This window comes from Alphaproteobacteria bacterium (assembly GCA_023898745.1).
Classification (GTDB): Bacteria; Pseudomonadota; Alphaproteobacteria.
Genome location: CP060237.1, coordinates 423,287 through 441,153 on the forward strand (window position 1 = coordinate 423,287; position 17,867 = coordinate 441,153).

Annotated in this window: 15 protein-coding genes and 1 tRNA gene; 12 read left to right on the forward strand and 4 right to left on the reverse strand. The window is 37.7% G+C overall.

All coding sequences use genetic code 11. The annotated features are described in order from the left end of the window. The first annotated feature begins 139 nt into the window (after nt 1-139). From rpmI to lepA, 7 genes are all read left to right on the forward strand, one after another. Nucleotides 140-346, forward strand: coding sequence for a 50S ribosomal protein L35 (gene rpmI, locus H6850_02095; GenBank protein ID USO02758.1), 207 nt, complete (start codon nt 140-142; stop codon nt 344-346). Beyond that, entirely contained in the window at nt 346-750 is a 405-nt protein-coding gene (gene rplT, locus H6850_02100; protein USO02759.1) for a 50S ribosomal protein L20, read from the forward strand. The genes rpmI and rplT overlap by 1 nt, the downstream gene beginning before the upstream one ends. Further along, a complete protein-coding gene (locus H6850_02105; protein ID USO02760.1) occupies nt 747-1,046 on the forward strand; it encodes a hypothetical protein in 300 nt (99 codons plus the stop codon). Before rplT ends, H6850_02105 begins: the two co-directional genes overlap by 4 nt. Before the next feature lie 302 nt (nt 1,047-1,348). After that, a complete protein-coding gene (locus H6850_02110) occupies nt 1,349-1,675 on the forward strand; it encodes a hypothetical protein (GenBank protein USO02761.1) in 327 nt (108 codons plus the stop codon). Nucleotides 1,676-1,837: 162 nt separating this feature from the next. Beyond that, nucleotides 1,838-2,164, forward strand: a complete 327-nt coding sequence (locus H6850_02115) for a hypothetical protein (GenBank protein USO02762.1) — start codon at nt 1,838-1,840, stop codon at nt 2,162-2,164. 215 nt (nt 2,165-2,379) lie between these two features. Beyond that, the gene (locus tag H6850_02120) at nt 2,380-2,754 is read left to right on the forward strand and encodes a hypothetical protein (GenBank protein USO02763.1); all 375 of its coding nucleotides are present in this window, start codon (nt 2,380-2,382) and stop codon (nt 2,752-2,754) included. A 249-nt stretch (nt 2,755-3,003) separates the two neighbouring features. Next, nucleotides 3,004-4,872 (forward strand): elongation factor 4, encoded by a 1,869-nt coding sequence (gene lepA, locus H6850_02125; GenBank protein USO02764.1) that lies wholly within the window; start codon nt 3,004-3,006, stop codon nt 4,870-4,872. A gap of 348 nt (nt 4,873-5,220) precedes the next feature. Here lepA and H6850_02130 read toward each other — a convergent pair whose 3' ends face one another. Beyond that, complete coding sequence (locus tag H6850_02130) at nt 5,221-6,252, reverse strand: AI-2E family transporter (protein USO02765.1); 1,032 nt, start codon at nt 6,250-6,252, stop codon at nt 5,221-5,223. A 174-nt stretch (nt 6,253-6,426) separates the two neighbouring features. Between H6850_02130 and H6850_02135 the strand changes: the two genes are divergently transcribed. Further along, on the forward strand, nt 6,427-7,536 hold the full coding sequence (locus H6850_02135) for a DNA recombination protein RmuC (protein USO02766.1): 1,110 nt from the start codon (nt 6,427-6,429) through the stop codon (nt 7,534-7,536). A 155-nt stretch (nt 7,537-7,691) separates the two neighbouring features. On the opposite strand, the gene H6850_02140 is transcribed toward H6850_02135, so the two are convergent. Then, entirely contained in the window at nt 7,692-10,772 is a 3,081-nt protein-coding gene (locus H6850_02140; GenBank protein USO02767.1) for an efflux RND transporter permease subunit, read from the reverse strand. Further along, nucleotides 10,769-13,477, reverse strand: coding sequence for an efflux RND transporter periplasmic adaptor subunit (locus H6850_02145; GenBank protein ID USO02768.1), 2,709 nt, complete (start codon nt 13,475-13,477; stop codon nt 10,769-10,771). The genes H6850_02140 and H6850_02145 overlap by 4 nt, the downstream gene beginning before the upstream one ends. 185 nt (nt 13,478-13,662) lie before the next feature. Here H6850_02145 and H6850_02150 point away from each other — a divergent pair, with 185 nt between their 5' ends. Beyond that, nucleotides 13,663-14,589, forward strand: coding sequence for an A/G-specific adenine glycosylase (locus H6850_02150; GenBank protein USO02769.1), 927 nt, complete (start codon nt 13,663-13,665; stop codon nt 14,587-14,589). Here H6850_02150 and H6850_02155 read toward each other — a convergent pair. Continuing rightward, a complete protein-coding gene (locus H6850_02155) occupies nt 14,573-14,806 on the reverse strand; it encodes a hypothetical protein (protein USO02770.1) in 234 nt (77 codons plus the stop codon). The two genes, H6850_02150 and H6850_02155, sit on opposite strands and share 17 nt — an antisense overlap. Nucleotides 14,807-15,321: 515 nt before the next feature. On the opposite strand from H6850_02155, the gene H6850_02160 reads away from it, so the two are divergent. The 3 genes from H6850_02160 (at nt 15,322) to H6850_02170 (ending at nt 17,809) form a co-directional block, all read left to right on the forward strand. Next, on the forward strand, nt 15,322-16,458 hold the full coding sequence (locus tag H6850_02160) for a sodium:proton antiporter (GenBank protein ID USO02771.1): 1,137 nt from the start codon (nt 15,322-15,324) through the stop codon (nt 16,456-16,458). Between the two features lie 144 nt (nt 16,459-16,602). Continuing rightward, nucleotides 16,603-16,677, forward strand: a tRNA-Gly gene (locus H6850_02165). Nucleotides 16,678-16,693: 16 nt separating this feature from the next. Continuing rightward, the gene (locus tag H6850_02170) at nt 16,694-17,809 is read left to right on the forward strand and encodes an MFS transporter (GenBank protein USO02772.1); all 1,116 of its coding nucleotides are present in this window, start codon (nt 16,694-16,696) and stop codon (nt 17,807-17,809) included. Nucleotides 17,810-17,867: the final 58 nt, after the last annotated feature.

Below are 17,867 nucleotides of genomic sequence, written 5' to 3' on the forward strand. Positions count from 1 at the left end.
GTCACGATTTTCTTGTGAAAATCTCGTCATGACGTATGTACTGATCTTTATTTTCATAACGAAAATCTGCTACTATGTCGATGTAGAGGCCCGTCGGGTATGCCTCATACATATATAAGCAAGAGAAAAGGAGATGAAAATGCCCAAGATTAAGACCAAAAGCAGCGCAAAAAAGCGATTCTTTATCACGGCGAACGGCAAGATCAAGATAGGTCATGCATTTAAGCGACATGGTATGCGTAAAAGATCCAATAGGTTTCTGCGCAATTCTAAAGGAACTGCAATTCTAGATAAGGCAGATACAAAGAATGTTCACAAGTTTTATTTACCTAATGGAGTATCATAATGGCACGCGTTAAAAGAGGTGTGACGACACACGCACGTCACAGAAAAGTTATTAAAATGGCCAAGGGGTTTGTTGGCCGTTCAAAAAGTTGTTTTCGTGTTGCATTAAGACGCGTTGAAAAGTCGCTTCAATATGCATATAGAGATCGTAGAACGAAAAAAAGAGACTTCAGAGCGCTTTGGATTCAAAGAATCAATGCAGCTGTAAGGGCAGAGGGTATGAATTATTCTCAATTTATCTATGGCGCGAAAAAGGCGGGTATTGAAGTAGATCGTAAAATTATGGCGAATATCGCAATGAATGAGCCAGAAGTTTTTAAGGATATTATTCAAAAAGCAAAAGAGATTAACGAAGCGCCTGCGAAAAAAGAAGCAAAAAAAGCTGAAACGGCGTCAGCTTCGTGAAGCAAAACAGTTTATTTGCTGAAGAAGAGAAACTTTCTACAGCTTTCTTATCTCCTGCATCATCTGAGCAGAAATTTCCTGATATTACATTAAGTAATCTATTATCAGATCAATTTATTAATGAAAATGGTATGTTTGGTTTAAGAATGCTATTGAAGCGAGCGCGTAAGCGTGGGCAGATAGATCAGTATAAACGCGTCTTGAATGCTGAGATTGAGATGAAAAAGGGCGAAAATACTCTGAAGAATAATCTGCGGCATGCTATGTTATGGGATTTGATGGCTAAGAAGCTGTAAGAGTCCGCGTCATGGTGAGCGAAGCGTGGTCATCCATCCGTCTTCGCTAATTTTACCAAAGGTAAAATTTAGCTACGACGAGATGATTTATTATCGAGTTGGAGCGTGCGAAGCAGATGTCTCGCCGAAGCTCAAAGAGCGTAGGCGGGCTCCTTAATGGATCACCGCGCCTTGCTGCGCAAGACTCGTGATGACATCTCAATATTGTGTAATTTGCAAATTATCTATAATTTCTTTTAAATTTAGCATTTTTATGTTAAAATATAGGTATAAAAACATTACAACGTAAAATAATGATTACAATGAGCTCAAAAGTTTTAGCCATGATGGGTATGATTGTTTTGATATTGGGAGCAACATCCCTTTTATTAACAATTCTTCTTATTTCAGACGATGAAATTGATTATACATTCAAAGATTTTGCAATCGTAGAGACAGAAGATGCTGCTCGCTATCCTCTAACAGCAAAGTCTGGAAAGACGGAAGTTACAGTTGAGGGTCAATTAAAAGGCAGTGATGCATTCGGTTTTAATATTGGCCTATTAGTGATAAGCAGCATTATGGTTATCGCAGGTGGATTTTTAACGGTTTGCGCGTATCGTAAAAAATATCATAAACAGTCAATGTAAAGTTTACTCATTTTTTGAGTAGATTTCCCCTTTTTTCATTCTTGCATTATTTTTTTTGTATATATCTCGATATAAATATTTAAATTATTTTTCAAATATAATTGAATTATATAATAATTATGATATGATTTAAATATAAAAATAATACATTAAGGAACAGAAATGCAAATTAGTCAAAACGTTTTAGGATGGACAGTTCTTGTGCTTGGAACAGCATCTACTGTTTTTGGAATTATCATCCTTTCACATAGCTCATTAGATTTTGAATTCGAAAAATTTAGAGTTAAAGAAACGGAATCTAATCTTGTGACTGTAACACCTACAGGTGTTGATTCCGGAGAGCAGAGAGTAACTGTTGAAGGTCATTTAAGAAGCGATGATGTGTTTATTTTGAACATTGTTGGATTAATTGTGGGTGCTGTAATAGCAATTGCTGGTGCTTATTTGATATGGGGTAACGTAGCTTGCACAAAGTCTGAAGCTGCTTAACTAGATTACATTTTTTAGCAAAGAAGCATAGTGTACAAAAGTCTTCAGATCGACAATCTAATCTTTAAAAGCTTGGATTGTCGGTCTTTTTTTTGTTTTATACAAGTATAAATTCATAAATATATTTAAAATTACTTTAAATATAGTTGTATTTTATCGCAGTTGTGTTATAATATAGTTGTACAAATAAATAATTAATTATAGGAGATTAATCAATGACAAACGACAAAGATGTAGAAATTTCTAAAGGTATCTTTTTTGGTGTTGTAGGATTTTTAGCACTTACAACTCTTTATGGTTTCATTTCAGGTATCTGGAACTTAGTAAACCGTAGCGATGAAAAAACACACTATGAGTTCCAAAATGCAATCATCAAAGCAGACGATGTAGATGGATCCGCACCAACGACTATTCTTACTGGTGTTCGTGAAAACTTCCACGTACAAGGTGAACTTCATGGTGACAAAGGTGGTGACCACCACGTAGCTGCGGCTCTTGGTCACGTGATCATCGCTGGTCTTTCACTTGTATTGCTAGTATTTGCAATTTACTCATACCGCAAAGAAAACAAAGCTATGGATAAGGCATAAGTTAGCTAAAGGAAGAGATTATTCTTTCTTTGCTGACTCAGCTTCATTCTTAATGGAGTGATATGAAGACGTCAACGTAGCAACAAGAATCGTCATGGCGAGCGGAGCGTGGCCATCTATGGATCACCAGGTCGCTTTACTCCTTATGATGATGAACTACCTACAGTTCACGATGACGACGTCTATTTTCACTGTGTTTAGAATGAAAATACGTGCTAACATAACTTAAAATTATTACAATTAAAAAAATTGAAAAAGCACATCAGAAATTTTGCCATCATTGCGCATATTGATCATGGCAAATCGACATTAGCTGATCGTTTGATTGAATATTGCGGCACAATGAAAAGTCATGAAATGAAATCGCAGCTTTTAGACGCGATGGATATTGAGCGTGAGCGTGGCATTACCATTAAGGCGCAAACCGTGAGATTGCCCTATAAAGCGGACGATGGTCAAGAATATATTTTGAATCTGATGGATACGCCAGGACACGTGGATTTTGCTTATGAAGTGAGCCGGTGTTTATCTGCCTGTGAAGGCTCGCTTCTGGTAGTGGATGCAAGTCAAGGTGTGGAAGCGCAGACTTTGGCTAACGTATATCAAGCTATTGATAGCAATCATGAAATTATCCCTGTGTTAAATAAAGTTGACCTACCTGCTGCAGATGTTGAGCGTGTTAAAAAACAAATTGAAGAGGTTATTGGGTTAGAGACTTCTCATGCTGTTGAAACTTCAGCTAAAACAGGTATCGGGATTAAGAACGTTTTAGAAGCGATTGTGAAATATTTGCCTGGTCCGGAAAAGCGTCATCACGAGACCTGCGAAACAGGTCGTGGTGATCCAAACTGGATGGCCGCAGCTCCTTCGGAGCTTCGCCATGACGAGTGTCCTTTAAAGGCTCTTCTAGTAGATAGTTGGTATGATCAATATCTAGGTGTGATTATTTTGGTGCGTATATTTGAAGGTGTGCTGAAAAAAGGCGCGCGCATTAGAATGATGGGCACAAGTCGTGTTTATGATATAGATCAACTCGGTATTTTTACACCTAAAAAAGTGTATCAAGATACATTAGAACCCGGAGAAATTGGATTTTTTACAGCCAGTATTAAAGAAGTTGCAGATTGCAAAATTGGTGACACAATCACAGAAGAAAAACGTCAAACAAAAGAAATATTACCAGGTTTTAAACCCTCCGTACCTGTTGTATTTTGTGGGCTTTTTCCTGAAGATGCATCAGATTTTGAGCAGTTGCGTGAAAGTTTGAAAAAGTTGCATTTGAATGATGCAAGTTTTCACTTTGAGCCTGAATCTTCAGCAGCGCTTGGATATGGGTTTCGTTGTGGATTTTTAGGGTTATTGCATTTAGAGATTGTGCAAGAGCGATTAGAGCGAGACTTTGATTTGGATCTTATTGCAACGGCACCAAGTGTTGTATATCACATATATCTGCGAAATGGTGATATGGTAAAAATGCACAATCCTGCTGATATGCCAGATATTATGAAAATTGATCACATTGAAGAGCCATGGATTCGCGCAACGATTATGGTTCCAGAGGAATATCTCGGATCGATCTTGAATTTATGTACAGATAGGCGAGGCGAGCAGGTAGATTTGACCTTCTCGGGTAAATTGGCTATGGCTGTGTATAATTTGCCGCTTAATGAAATTATTTTTGATTTCTATGATCGCCTGAAATCTATTTCTAAAGGCTACGCATCATTTGATTATGAAATGCTGGAATATCGCGAAGGTGATTTGGTGCGTGTTAATATTTTGGTTAATGATGAAGTTGTGGATGCTTTATCTCTTATGGTTCATAAGACAAGGGCTGAGCAACGTGGACGCGCATTGTGCGAGCGATTGAAAGACTTAATCCCTAGGCAGTTATTTAAGATTGCAATTCAGGCGGCAATTGGTGGAAAAATTATCGCAAGAGAAACAGTGGGCGCTATCAGAAAAGATGTGACAGCAAAATGCTATGGCGGTGATATTACCCGTAAGAAAAAGCTTTTAGAAAAACAAAAGAAGGGTAAAAAGAAGATGCGTCAATATGGTAATGTGGAGATTCCACAAAAAGTGTTTATTGAGGCATTGAAGATGGATCAAAAATAAAAGCCGCGCAAGCCCGTCATCATGACGGTATTCATGGGCTATTTTTTCTAATATTTTGACTTCATTCTCCAAACCCCTCATGATAAAACAAAAGAGGTCTTACTCATGAAATATGGGTGGAAATCAAACGAAATCGAAATACTGAAAAAGTGTTTCCTTAAAGAAAAATCTTTAAAAGAAATGGGGCGGTTGTTAGGTAGGTCTGCGACTGCTGTTAATAAGGCATTGACGAGATTTAAAATACGGGAGTATAAAATTAACAAGGAGTCGAAGCTTTAAGGGTCGGTCGTCATGGCGAGCGAAGCGGTGGCCATCCATAATCGTCGCTAAGCTCCTCGGGATGACGACCTAAACCTCCCCTTCTTCACGATTCCTAAACATATGCGTAAATGTTGCTGTTAATGGGTATGCTAGCACCATGCCAATCAAGCCGAAATAAAAATGCCCCACAACTAATGCCAAAATTAAAATGAGGGGCGAAATGCCTAAATGCTTACCAATAATATAAGGTGCAATGATTTGACTCTCTAAAATATTCAAGCTAATTAAAACAGAGCAGACTTTGATAAACATATTCACACTATAGAAATCCGCTAACATAAATAGGATGATCATAACAAATCCAAGCACTGCACCAATATAAGGAATAAAGACCAAGGCTCCCATTAAAGCTCCTAGAATAACAGGATGCTTCAATCCTATAAGGTAAAGCGCAATTATGTAAGAAAGGCCTAACGCAATACATACAATGGTTTGTCCGTGAATATAGCGAGAGAGCATTTTTTCTCCATTTATTAAAAGCTCTTGTGTTTTTGTGCGTGCTTTCTTAGGAAATAATGAGAGAAAAAAGTTTCCTAGATAAGGAAAATCAACCGTCATGTAGTATGTCAAAATGGGTGTTGCAGCAAAATAATAAATGATGTTTTTAAAACTGAAAATATTACTGAATTCATTTAAAGAGAAAAGCAGCATGTTTTTTAAGACGAATAGAAGATGGGATTTTATATCCGCTTTAATACTTTCGAGCTGTGTTTTGTGGGAGAGTTTAGAAATCCATAGATCTACAGTTTGAATAAATTGATCCAAGAGTGCAGGGCTTTTTTGGATGATCGAGATAATTTTTTGGCTGAGAAGTGGTATGACAAAAACCATCATGACCATTAGGGTGCACACAAATAACGATATCAGGATAAACGTTGATACTTGTCGTTTAATGTAATATTTTTCCAGAAAAGTTACAGGTTTGTTAAAAAGGTAAGATAAAAAGAAAATGACAAACAGAGGTTTCAGCATTTCGCTTAGTCCGATTAAAACAAATAAGGAAACGATTAAAACCGCAAAGTAGTATTTATATTTTGTGACAAAACTGAGGTCTAACATAGGGAGAAAAATTCTTATGCTCAGGGTATGTTAACATATTACAAATTGTTCCGCACGGGGGTGTGCCATGGCGAGCGCCACATCGCTACGCTTCTCGTGATGACGATTTGAAGGCTCTCGCCATGAAGATGGAATTATTGCATACTGTATGTGTCACATTTCATACTCATAAACATGTTCGTTATTACCCCACTTATTTTTATTCTTGTGCTTTATATTGTTTATTTATGGCATGAAAAAACAAAACTCGTTATAGAAAATGCAAAACTCAAAGAGCGAAATGTGTTCATAAATGAAGAGCTGAAGAATTTCTCAAATCAAGCATTGTTAGATTCTCAAAAGCATTTTTTAACTATGGCAGAAAATAGCTTTAAGCATTTTTATGAAAAAAATAAAGCACATATGGAGAGTAAAGAAAAAGACATGGTGCATATGATTGAGCCAATTTCAAAAACCCTGTCGAATTTGCAAAATCAGCTACAAACTTTGGAGAAAGATCGTATTCAAACATCAGAAAAGTTATTAACGCAATTGTCAGACATTCAAGGGGTGCAAAAATCACTCCATGAAGAAACGGCTCATATGCGCAAGACGTTTAGTAACTCATCTGCAAAAGGGCAGTGGGGTGAGATTCAGTTAAAGCGTATTGTTGAATTAACAGGGATGTTGGAATACTGTGATTTTATTGAGCAAAGCACAGCGCATGCAGGTATTCGCCCTGATATGATTGTAAGATTGCCAGATAATAAATGCATTATTATTGATGCTAAGGCGCCTATGAAGGCCTATATGGAAGCGCTAGAAATAACGAGTGTAAGTGAGCGCAGCATGAAAGTAAAAGAGCATGCAAAAAATGTGCGCCTGCATATTAAAAACTTGTCACAAAAGAATTATTGGCAGCACCCGACGGATCAAACTTTATCTCCAGAATTTGTGGTGTTGTTTTTGCCTAGTGATGCATTTTTAGCGCATGCGATTGAAGGTGATCATGCATTGCTGGAGTATGGAATTCGTGAAAAAGTTGTAATTGCCACGCCAACAACATTAATTGCTTTATTAAAGACGGTTTTCTTTGCATGGCAAAATTATCGTATCTCAGATCATGCAAAATCTGTGTGTGAAATCGGGAAGCAATTGTTTATTAAGCATCAAGAATTTCATAAGAATTTCATAAAAATTGGCAAGACATTAGAAACGGCTGTGGATCATTATCAAAAGACTGAAGATCATTTTAATAAGAATATTTTGCCACAGGAGAAGAAGTTAAAGCTGATTATGGGATAAACTGCTTATCGTCATCATGAGGAGCGAAGCGACGTGGTGATCTATAATGGATTGCCATGCGTTCTGATGAACGCTTGCAATGACGGGTACTGAGCCGTCATCACGAATCTTGCGAAGCAAGGTGTGGTGATCCATGGATATTATCCGTGATGGTATTATGTATTCGTTTCTTCAAATCGCACGTTTCTCTTAAAATATACATATACGCATGGCACAAAGAACAATGTCAAAATCGTACCGACAATTAGGCCGCCAATAATCACAGCACCTAACTCATTATTTGCTTTTTGCGTTGGGCCTGACAGTAACAATAATGGAACTGTTCCCAACACCATCGCAGATGTTGTCATAAGGATTGGGCGTAGACGCAATTTACATGCTGCAACAATCGCATTTACAGCGCGTAGTTTTTCTTCTGCCATCAAATGGTTAGCAAAGTCGACCATCATAATACCATGCTTAGTGATCAAACCAATCAGTGTGATAAATCCGATGTTACCCCACAGAGTGATCTTGGGTTCGCTAAAGAACAGCAATACGCCTAAGATACCACCAGCGAGTGATAGTGGCACCGATAGGATGATAATGAACGGATCACGCCATGATTCAAACTGCGCAGCAAGAACTAGGTAAATGAAGCAAAGTGCAAGCAAAAAGATAAACACAATCCAATAGCTTTCATCTAAGAACTTTTTCGTTTCTCCAATAAATTCAAGATATACATCGTCCGGCAATACCTTTGCGCTAACATCTTGGATTTTTTCAATACATTCTTTTAAGCCAACACCTGGTTTGAGTTTATATGCAACATCAACCATACGTGCTTTTCTGTAGTGTAAAATATTTGGGTATCCCATTTTAGATTCGATATTAATCAATTCTCCTAAAGGAATTCTCAAAGCATCTGCACGATCTTGGAGTTTAACTTGAATTTTTAGATAATCATCTATCGTTTTTCTAAACTGATCATCAATCTCCACCATTACGTCATAGGCGCGGTTGTTCTTTCTAAACGTTGTAGATTTTTCACCTTTCATTAAACCTTTAATGATGTTGCCAACAGACTTAGGATCAAGTTTTAATGCATCTGTTTTATCTGCATCAATTGTTACAATGAACTCTTCTTGCGCTTGTTTTTGAGATGTCAAAATACCACCACTAGCTTTGAATAATCCAGTTCCGTTTAACATCGCATGCATTGCCATAGCATAACCATACAATTGCCCTACGTCTTTGTTTCCACGAATTGCGAATTGCACCATATCAGAAGAGTCTTCTGCGCTAATGCGAGCATTAATTCCGGGAATTGTTGCATACATTTTTTCCAAATCTTTGATAAGCTGATCTGTAGTTTTTGTCTTTTTGTCTTTTAATGTCAGGTCAATTTTATAACGGTTGATGTTTTCAACTTTTGCGTCACGCTTCTCGATATCTGGAAATTCTGCGAGTTTATCGTCTAGCATTTTTACATACTTATCTGTGAATTCTAGGGTTGCAATTTGAGGCGCTTCACCTACGATTTGAATAGTGTTTTTATCTTCCGATGGTTGGAAGTTTTTTGGAATGTAAACATATAGCCAAAAACACCCTAACGTGAAAAGAATCGCAATAAACATAAAGCGTTTTTTGATGCTTAAAACATTTTCTAAGGTTTTTTGATAAGACCGTTCTAGTTGATCAAGTCTGTCATCCACTCTGATGTATTTTTTCAGTAGATCAATAATACGCTCTTCACCGCGTGTGAATTGCTGGTCTTTTAACATACGCGCACACATCATAGGAGAGAGTGTAAGCGCGACGAACCCTGAGATCAAAACAGAAATTGCAAGTGTAATAGCAAACTCCATCATCAATGTTCCGGTTGTTCCTTGAGCAAGGGCAGTTGGGAAATAAACAGCCGCAAGCGTTATTGTCATTGCGACAACAGAAAACCCAATTTCATTGATACCAACTCGCGCTGCTTCAAATGGCTTCATGCCTTTTTCAAGATAGCGATAAATGTTTTCTAACACCACGATGGCGTCGTCAACCACAAGTCCAACAGCCAATACCATAGCTGAGAGTGAGAACATATTGATTGTGAAGCCAAGCAGGTAAATCACAAAGAAGGTTCCAACCAGTGAAACAGGTATTGTGACAAGCGGAATGAGAGCGGCTCTAAATGAGGATAAGAAGAGCAAAATCACAAGAGTCACAAATATGATTGCTTCCACAATTGTGCGATAAACTTGTTTCACAGAAATGTCGATAAATTTTGTTCCATCAAAAGAAACATCAATTTCCATATCGCTAGATAATTTTTTGCGAATTTCCGGTAATTTAGTTTTTATAGCATATGTAATATCCATCGGATTTGCAAGAGACTGTTTTAAAACGCTGATGCTGATAACGCGTTGCCCATTAAACCGAGAGCGGGTTTGACGATCTTCTGGCATCATTTCCACATGACCTAAGTCACGGATTTTAATGATGCGCCCTTCTTTTTCTAGAACAGTAATATTTTCAAATTGAACAGGTTTTTCTAAGTTCGATGAAACGGTAACTGTATATTCACGCTCCTGAGTTTTTAACTGACCAGCAGATAATTCAAAGTTGTGATTTTGAATTGCATTGATCACTTCTCGAACAGAAACATTGTTAACCGCAAGTTTTGTTGGATCCAGATATACAAACATTTTGTATAGGCCGGCGCCTGATGTGATAACCTGCGCAACACCTTTAATAGCTTCCAATTCTTTTTCGATTTCGCTTTTTGCAAATTCCAAAAGTGGGCCTAAATTATCTTCTTTTGTTGGGTTTTTATATCGAAGTGCGAGCGAAATAATATAGTTAACATTGCCACCCATTCGTTTAACGCTTGGGTTTGGCATTTCTTTTGGCAAATCTTGTTGCAATCTAAACAATTGGTCGCGAATTTCATCAACCGCGCGATCGATAGATTTTGTTTTGTTGAATACAATGGTGATTTTGCTTTCACCTAGAGAGCTATTAGATTGAATAAAATCAATTCCATCAATGCTGGCTACGCCATCTTCAATTAATCGTGTAACGGAGTTTTCAACAACACTACCGCTGGCCCCTGCAAGGTTACTTTCAATTGTAACAATAGGGTGCTCAAGAGTTGGGTATTGTTGAACACCTAAACGTGAAAATCCAACGATACCAAGCACGAAAATGACAAATGTCATCACCCATGACAAGACTGGGCGCTTAATACAGATTTCTGAAATTCTCATGACTGCTCTCCTGTTTTATCGTTTGTGACATTCGTCGTGGCAGGGTCCGAAGGGCTGTGGCCATCCACATTATTTTGTTTTGCATGGATCACCGCGTCGCTGGGTTCCTCGTGATGACGTTTTACGTCATTATCCCTGGGCGAAGTTGGAGACTTCGAACCCGAGATCCATAAAGAATCTTTTAAGCGGACAAACGCTTTTTGGATTCCAGCTAACCAATCTTCGATTGATTTCCGGAATGATGACTTGTGAGAATCGTCATGACGAGGCTTCATAGAAGCTGTGGCCATCTTTTCAGTATTTTTTGATGGATCACCACACTGTCCTTCGGACAGCTCGTGATGACGTTGCGCGCTGTCATCCTGAGACTTTTTTTCTCCGTCATCTTGAGGTTCTTTTTCTCCATCATCCTGAGGCTCTTTTTCTCCGTCATCCTGAGCCGTAGGTGAAGGATCTTTCGGCGCCATTTCTTTTGCTTCATCCATAAGCGGATTTGTCTCAGGATTTGCAATCACAACAGGATATCCAAAACGCATTGTATTGGTTCCAACTTCTGCAACATAGACATCACCTTTTCTTAGGCCTTTTTTTACAACCCAGAATACCTGATTCCCTTCGCTGAAGTTAAAGTCCTTATCGATGACATATCTGACAGTTTTTCCATTTTTGATTCCCACCATAATATCTCTTGCGCGACTTAATCCTAAACACGCTGACTCAGGAACAACAATAGCATTTTCAATGGTATCTATAATTAGATCAACGTAACCTAGTGAACCTGACTTCAAAAGTTCATTTTCGTTTTTTAGTTGTACTTTTAACAAAATAGTTTGCGTTTTATCATCTACTTTTGAATCAATACTTACAATCGTTCCTTCAAAGATTTTATTTGGGAAGGATTCAAACGAAGCTTGTATACCTTGACCTAAGCCAACACGATTCAAATATTTGATTGGCACATGTGTATAAAGGAAAACACTTTTATCATTTACGATAGATACAATTGGCTTATCTCCTGGAGGTAAGCTACCTACATTCACTTTTTGCAAGATACCAATTTTACCAGAAAATGGTGCTTTGATTTTCATATTATCTAAACGGTATTGTGCAGCCTTAAGTTCTGCTTCAGCCATTTCGTACTCAGCCTTGATTTTATCAAATTCAATTTGTGGAATGGCCTTTTGTTCAAAAACTTTTTTCATTCTTTCAAATACAGCTTTTTTAGCTTCAAAATGGCCCTTAGATTTCTTTAATCCTCCACGTGCTTCAGCGCTATCAAACTCAATTAATGTTGTGTCTTCTTCAACCCATTCACCTTCTTTAAAGTGTATTTTCTGAATTCTATAGTTTTGAATATGAGATTTAAGTTCAACAAAATTTTCAGAACGAATGAGGCCGATAGCGCTCAATTTTCTTTGCACTGTGCGTGTTTTCACAGATTGCGCATATACGTTAATCGGAACTTTTTCTTGCTGTGTGGAAGAGCGCTCTAAAATATATCGTGCTAGCAATTTTACTTTTTCTGTAAGAAATATGTTCTTCATAGAATAGGATTGTGCTTTTTCTATAGCATGGCCTTCGGTTAAAGCCACACCATCCAGTTTTGTAATCATTACACCCGCGCCATCAATAAAATCTGCGTTTGTATTTAATACAATGATGTCATCTTCTGAGAGGCCGGATAGAATAACTGTGTCATTATCTATATCTGGACCCTTAACAACCAATTTATTGACAATTTTATTTTTTTCTACCGTTGGTGTGTAATGGTTTTCAGCCTTTTTAACAACAGAGGTTTTTGGCACTTTAAATCCAATTTCTTCATTGTCTGTGATGATTTGAACGGTGCCGAGCATTCCAGACTTTAAGACATTGTTTTTGTTGTTGATATTTGCGCGAACAAGAATATCACCTTCATACGCCCTGGAATCAATTGCAATAACTGTGCCTTCAAACTCATCATCAAACGCTTCAACTTTGAATAATGTTTTTTGCCCTAGCTTAAGATCATTAAGGTAGCGCAAGGGGACTTTAAAACTAATATTTACAGTTTTGCGATCGTTAGAAATAGATAGGAGCGTTTTGTCAGGACTCGCAATAGAGCCGACAGTGATGCCGTCAAGAACACCAGCTACACCAGAAATGGGCGCTCTAATCAGTGTGTTTTTTAGGGCGGCTTCAGCCTCCTCTAATTGACCTTTTGCTTTAAGGTATTCGCCTTCTTTTTCCTGCATATCGTTTTTTGATGCTGCATTTTTTTCAAACAAATACCGTGTTCTTTTGAAGTCAGCTTGTGCAAATAATGATTTTGCTTTCGCTTCTTCGTATTTGCTTTTTGTTTCTGTATCGTCAAATTGAATTAAGGGTTGGTCTTTTTCAACAAATTCACCTTCGGTATATAAAATTTCTTGAATACGCATATTTTGTTTTTGTGTTTTAATATCCACAAAATTATCGGATCTTACTAAAGCTATAGAGTCGATTCTTTGGCGAATCTTGCTCTTTTTCAGTGTGATGGCTTCAACAGGTTTTTCTCTACCACCTTCTTCCTGAACAGCTTCAGTTTGGGCACCTATGATCAGTTTGGCAAAATAAAGCACAGGTGGAGCAAAAACGCGCATCATAATAGTGAGGCATATTATTCCAGCGATGATACCTAGACTCAAAGCTTTAATTTTTTTTCTATGACGTTTCAAAAAATCCATACAATATACCTGTGTTGTTTTTGTTTGTATGTTAGCATATCCCCAGGGGGATAGATATACTGCTGCTCGTTGCCGTCATGGCGAGCGAAGCTTGGCCATCCATTGGATCACCATGTCGCTCCGCTCCTCGTGATGACGATAAGTGCATTATCCATTGACAGTATCTGGAATATTTCATTAACAAAATGCAAACAAAATTATTAACCTGGTATGACAAAAATAAGCGCGCATTTCCCTGGCGCTCAGACAAGCCAAATCCATATCATGTTTGGTTGAGTGAAATTATGTTGCAGCAAACCACAACTGTTACTGTTGTACCTTATTTTTTGCGATTTGTTGATAAATACCCAACACTTCAGGCATTAAAAAAAGCTTCTTTGGAAGATGTATATTTTTTGTGGCAGGGGTTAGGGTATTATTCGCGTGCAAGGAATTTATACAAAACTGCGCAGCTTGTGGATGAATTTCCAAAGAAAAGAGAGGATTTGGTCAAGTTGCCTGGCATTGGCCCTTATACCTCTGCCGCTATTGCAGCCATTGCCTTTGATGAAAAAGTTGTGCCTGTGGATGGAAATGTGCGACGTGTTTTATCTCGGTTTTATGGACTTGAGGAAGTGTGTGGACCTGCTTTAGATAAAGTGATCGAAGATAAGGTGAAATGCGAGCGCAGACCAGGAGATTTTTGTCAGGCCTTGATGGATTTGTCACGTCAGATTTGTTTGCCGAAAAACCCAAAGTGTGAAGCATGCCCATTAAAAAACTTGTGCAAAAAACAAATTCATTTACCGAATAAAGCACCAAAATTGGTGAAAAAGGTGATGTATACAAAAGCATTTATTGTGGAAAGAGATGGAAAAATTTTCCTCGTCAAAAACCAAAATACAGGGTTGTTAAAAAACCTGTGGAGTGTGCCAATGTTAGTATTTTCTGACACGCCTTATATGGAACAAGAAGGTTTTATTAAACAGATCAAACATGTGTTTACGCATATTGAATTGTATGTGGATGTTTATAAAAGCAATACTGTGGATGAAACGACAGGGAAGTGGGTGAAGGATATTTTGGAGGTTCCTACCTCAACGCTTTTGAAGAAGGTTATTGGAATAGCTTAGGCCGCTCATTTAACCAACATCCTTTTTTAAATTTTCTACGGGATTCATCTCTAAAAATTATTTGTTTTGCATCTGTTTCTTTTAAATCTCCAAAAGCTTTTTCATCTACATCAGGATTGCTTCCGCACATCGAAAGGTTCAATGTATGTAATTTTTCATTTAAGAACGCCCCTTCTTCTATATAGTGAATCTCACCTATTAGAAATACGTGCTTCATGCAGTCTGGAAGCGCTAGTGTAAATACTTGTTTAGTTGTGCAATACACTATAAATTTTTTGTCAGGGTCTGTTTGGAGGATGTCTGCAATCTGCTCCTGGGTTTTTTTAGCATGTATATCACTATCTTTAATAATGATATATTTTTTTTCTCTCCTCTCCTCTCCTCTAAGGTTCCGATATTTTTAAAAAAGTCATCAATTTGTTCTTGGGTTTTGCGTGAGAGTTTTGAGTAATTTTGTTGTGCATACTGTTCGCAGGGGTTTAAGTGTTGTGTGTCACGCCAAACGCATTGCAAATTTTTTTTGAAATCATCAAAAGCGAGGATCGAGTTATCTGTGCTAGCACAAATGCAAAAGTAAAACATTTTTTGCGCATTGTTTCTTTATAACACCAGTATTCACAAAAGATTTTTCTAGAACAAGTAATTTTTTTCTGTGAAGTAAATATAAAGGAAGATGACGGTGTGTCTTTTTTTATGCCAAAATGACACGTAACAAAAAAATAGACTGAATGCATGCTTTCTCCTGCAATGATACCTTTCATAGGTTTTTTTACAAGTCTGCTATGGATGCCAAAAAAGTATGAAAATCATAACTGCATTTTTTGGGGAATATTGGGGTTGTTATGTTTGCCTAACGCACATTCATTAACAGAAATGCTGTGGGGCACTTACACACCATTCATCACGTTGTTAACCAGTTTATATATTGTAGCAAATCATTTGAAGCTTAAAATTGAAGCGAATGATACATCTTTAACACTAACACTATTTTTGTTATTTGGCGGCTTGTTGGCGAATATTTTGGGCACAACAGGTGCATCTGTTTTATTGATTTATCCGCTCATAAATCTAATCAAATACAGAAAACAAAAAGCACATATCATTTTGTTTTTTATTTTTATTGTATGCAACTGTGGTGGTTGTTTAACACCACTGGGTGATCCTCCTTTGTTAGTTGGTTATTTAAAAGGTGTGAAGTTTTTCTGGCCGCTGCAGAATTTGTGGAAAGCGTATGCGTTTATGATGGTTGCTTTGTTGGGATTGTTCTTCTGTATAGACGCTTTCGTGTCGTCATCACGAGGCGCGCAGCGCCGTGGTGATCCGGTGGCTATTAAGCTCACAGGCTTGCCATATCTCGGCGCTTTAGCTCTTACAGTAGGACTCAGCTTTACAGAATTTCACTTAGCGCAATTAGCGCTATGCGCATTTCTCATTTACCTAAGCAAAAAAGATCTTAACTGGCATCCTATTGAAGAGGTGGCAAAAATATTTCTTGTAATTTTTATTGTGTTAATTCCATTTGAGCAAAGTTTTAAAATTACTACACAACCAACCTTATTTCAAACCTTTTGGATGTGTGGATTGTTATCTTCTATATTAGACAACACCCCAACATATCTTTTGTTTTTCAACCTTTTTTCTGGCAATCCCACAACTCTCATGACAACTTTATCCCCATTCTTAAAAGCTATATCTATGAGCGCTGTGTGCATGGGTGCGCTCACATATATTGGTAATGCACCTAACTTGATGATTCGCGCAATTGCAACAGATTTAGGAATAGAGATGCCTTCATTTTTGGGGTATACGAGATATGCATTTTTGGTGTTGGGACCGGTGTTTTTGGTGCTGTCAATTTGGTTCTTGTAAGCTGTTTGCGTTGCGAGCTCTCGAAGAGATCGTGGCAATCCATATAGATCGCCACGCGTTCTGACGAGCGCTCGTGATGACGCGCAAATTCTCTTAACTCCTTATTTACTAAACTACCCCAAATATAGTAATATACAATCAGGTGCGGGCGTAGCTCAGTGGTAGAGCGCAACCTTGCCAAGGTTGAAGTCGAGGGTTCGACTCCCTTCGCCCGCTCCAATAAAACGGAGAGTGTATGCTCAGAGTTTTAATCGGATTTATTTCCCTCGTTATTTCATTATCATTTTTAACGTCATTTGTAACGATTCGTTTTGATATCTCAGATATACCATCTTATTGGTTAGGTATTGTGAGTGGTTTTTACAATATTGGTTTAACATTAGGATCATTCAAGTCATCTAAACTCATCAAACGCCTTGGATTTGTGAAATCCTATATGGGATTTGCGTCGCTTATTGGTATGAGCGCCTTAGGGCTAGGCTTTGAGTTTGAGCCGTTGTTATGGATGATTTTCAGATTTTTTATTGGATATTCTTTGGGTGCATTATTCTCAATCATTGAGAGTTTTGTGATGATGCAAGATGCAAAAAGCAAGAGTGGTAGTTTTGCCACTTATGCTATGTGTTTATATACCGGATATGGTCTTTCTCCTTATTTATTTAAAGTTATTGAAGATGATATTACGTCAACTTTTCCACTGATGTTAATTGGTGTAATGTGTTTTATTTCTATGATGATTATCAGCCTGTCAGATATCGATAAGCTAACAGGAAAAACAAATGGTGCGCGACTTATGTTCAAAGATATTTTGCAAAATGCGCCTCTTAGCCTGTTTTATTGTTTTGGTGCGGGGTTTATGAATACTGTTGTTTATGTATTTTTCCCCAAGGTTTTATTTTATCAACCATTGATTCATTTCACGCATCTTATGGCGGTGAGTATTTTGGGCGGTGCGTTATTTCAATACCCTTTGAGGCATTTATCACGGCACTTTGAGAAACGCACAATTTTATTTGGTATTAATATTTTCATTGCATGCTTAATTCCTTTATGCGTTCTTTTTTTCAAAACTCTTTGGTTAATGTTATTTTTGGTTATGCTGGGTGCATGTTTGTTGGCAATTTATCCAACGGTTGTCACATATACGTGTAGTCGTTTTGAAAAAGCAGAATGTTTTAATATTATGCAAACTTTATTGCTGACATATGGTATTGGAAGCGTCATTGCACCTTTTATAGTAACAGGCGTTTTTATGAATTTATTTATGAATAATATAGCGGTGTTTGGTGCGATATTTGTGATGAATGCGTTGTTGCTGGTGTTTAGGCTTTTGAAGCGTGTTACGGAATGATTGTCATCACGAGGCGCGCAGCGCCGTGGTGATCCATATGGATGGCCACGCTTCGCTC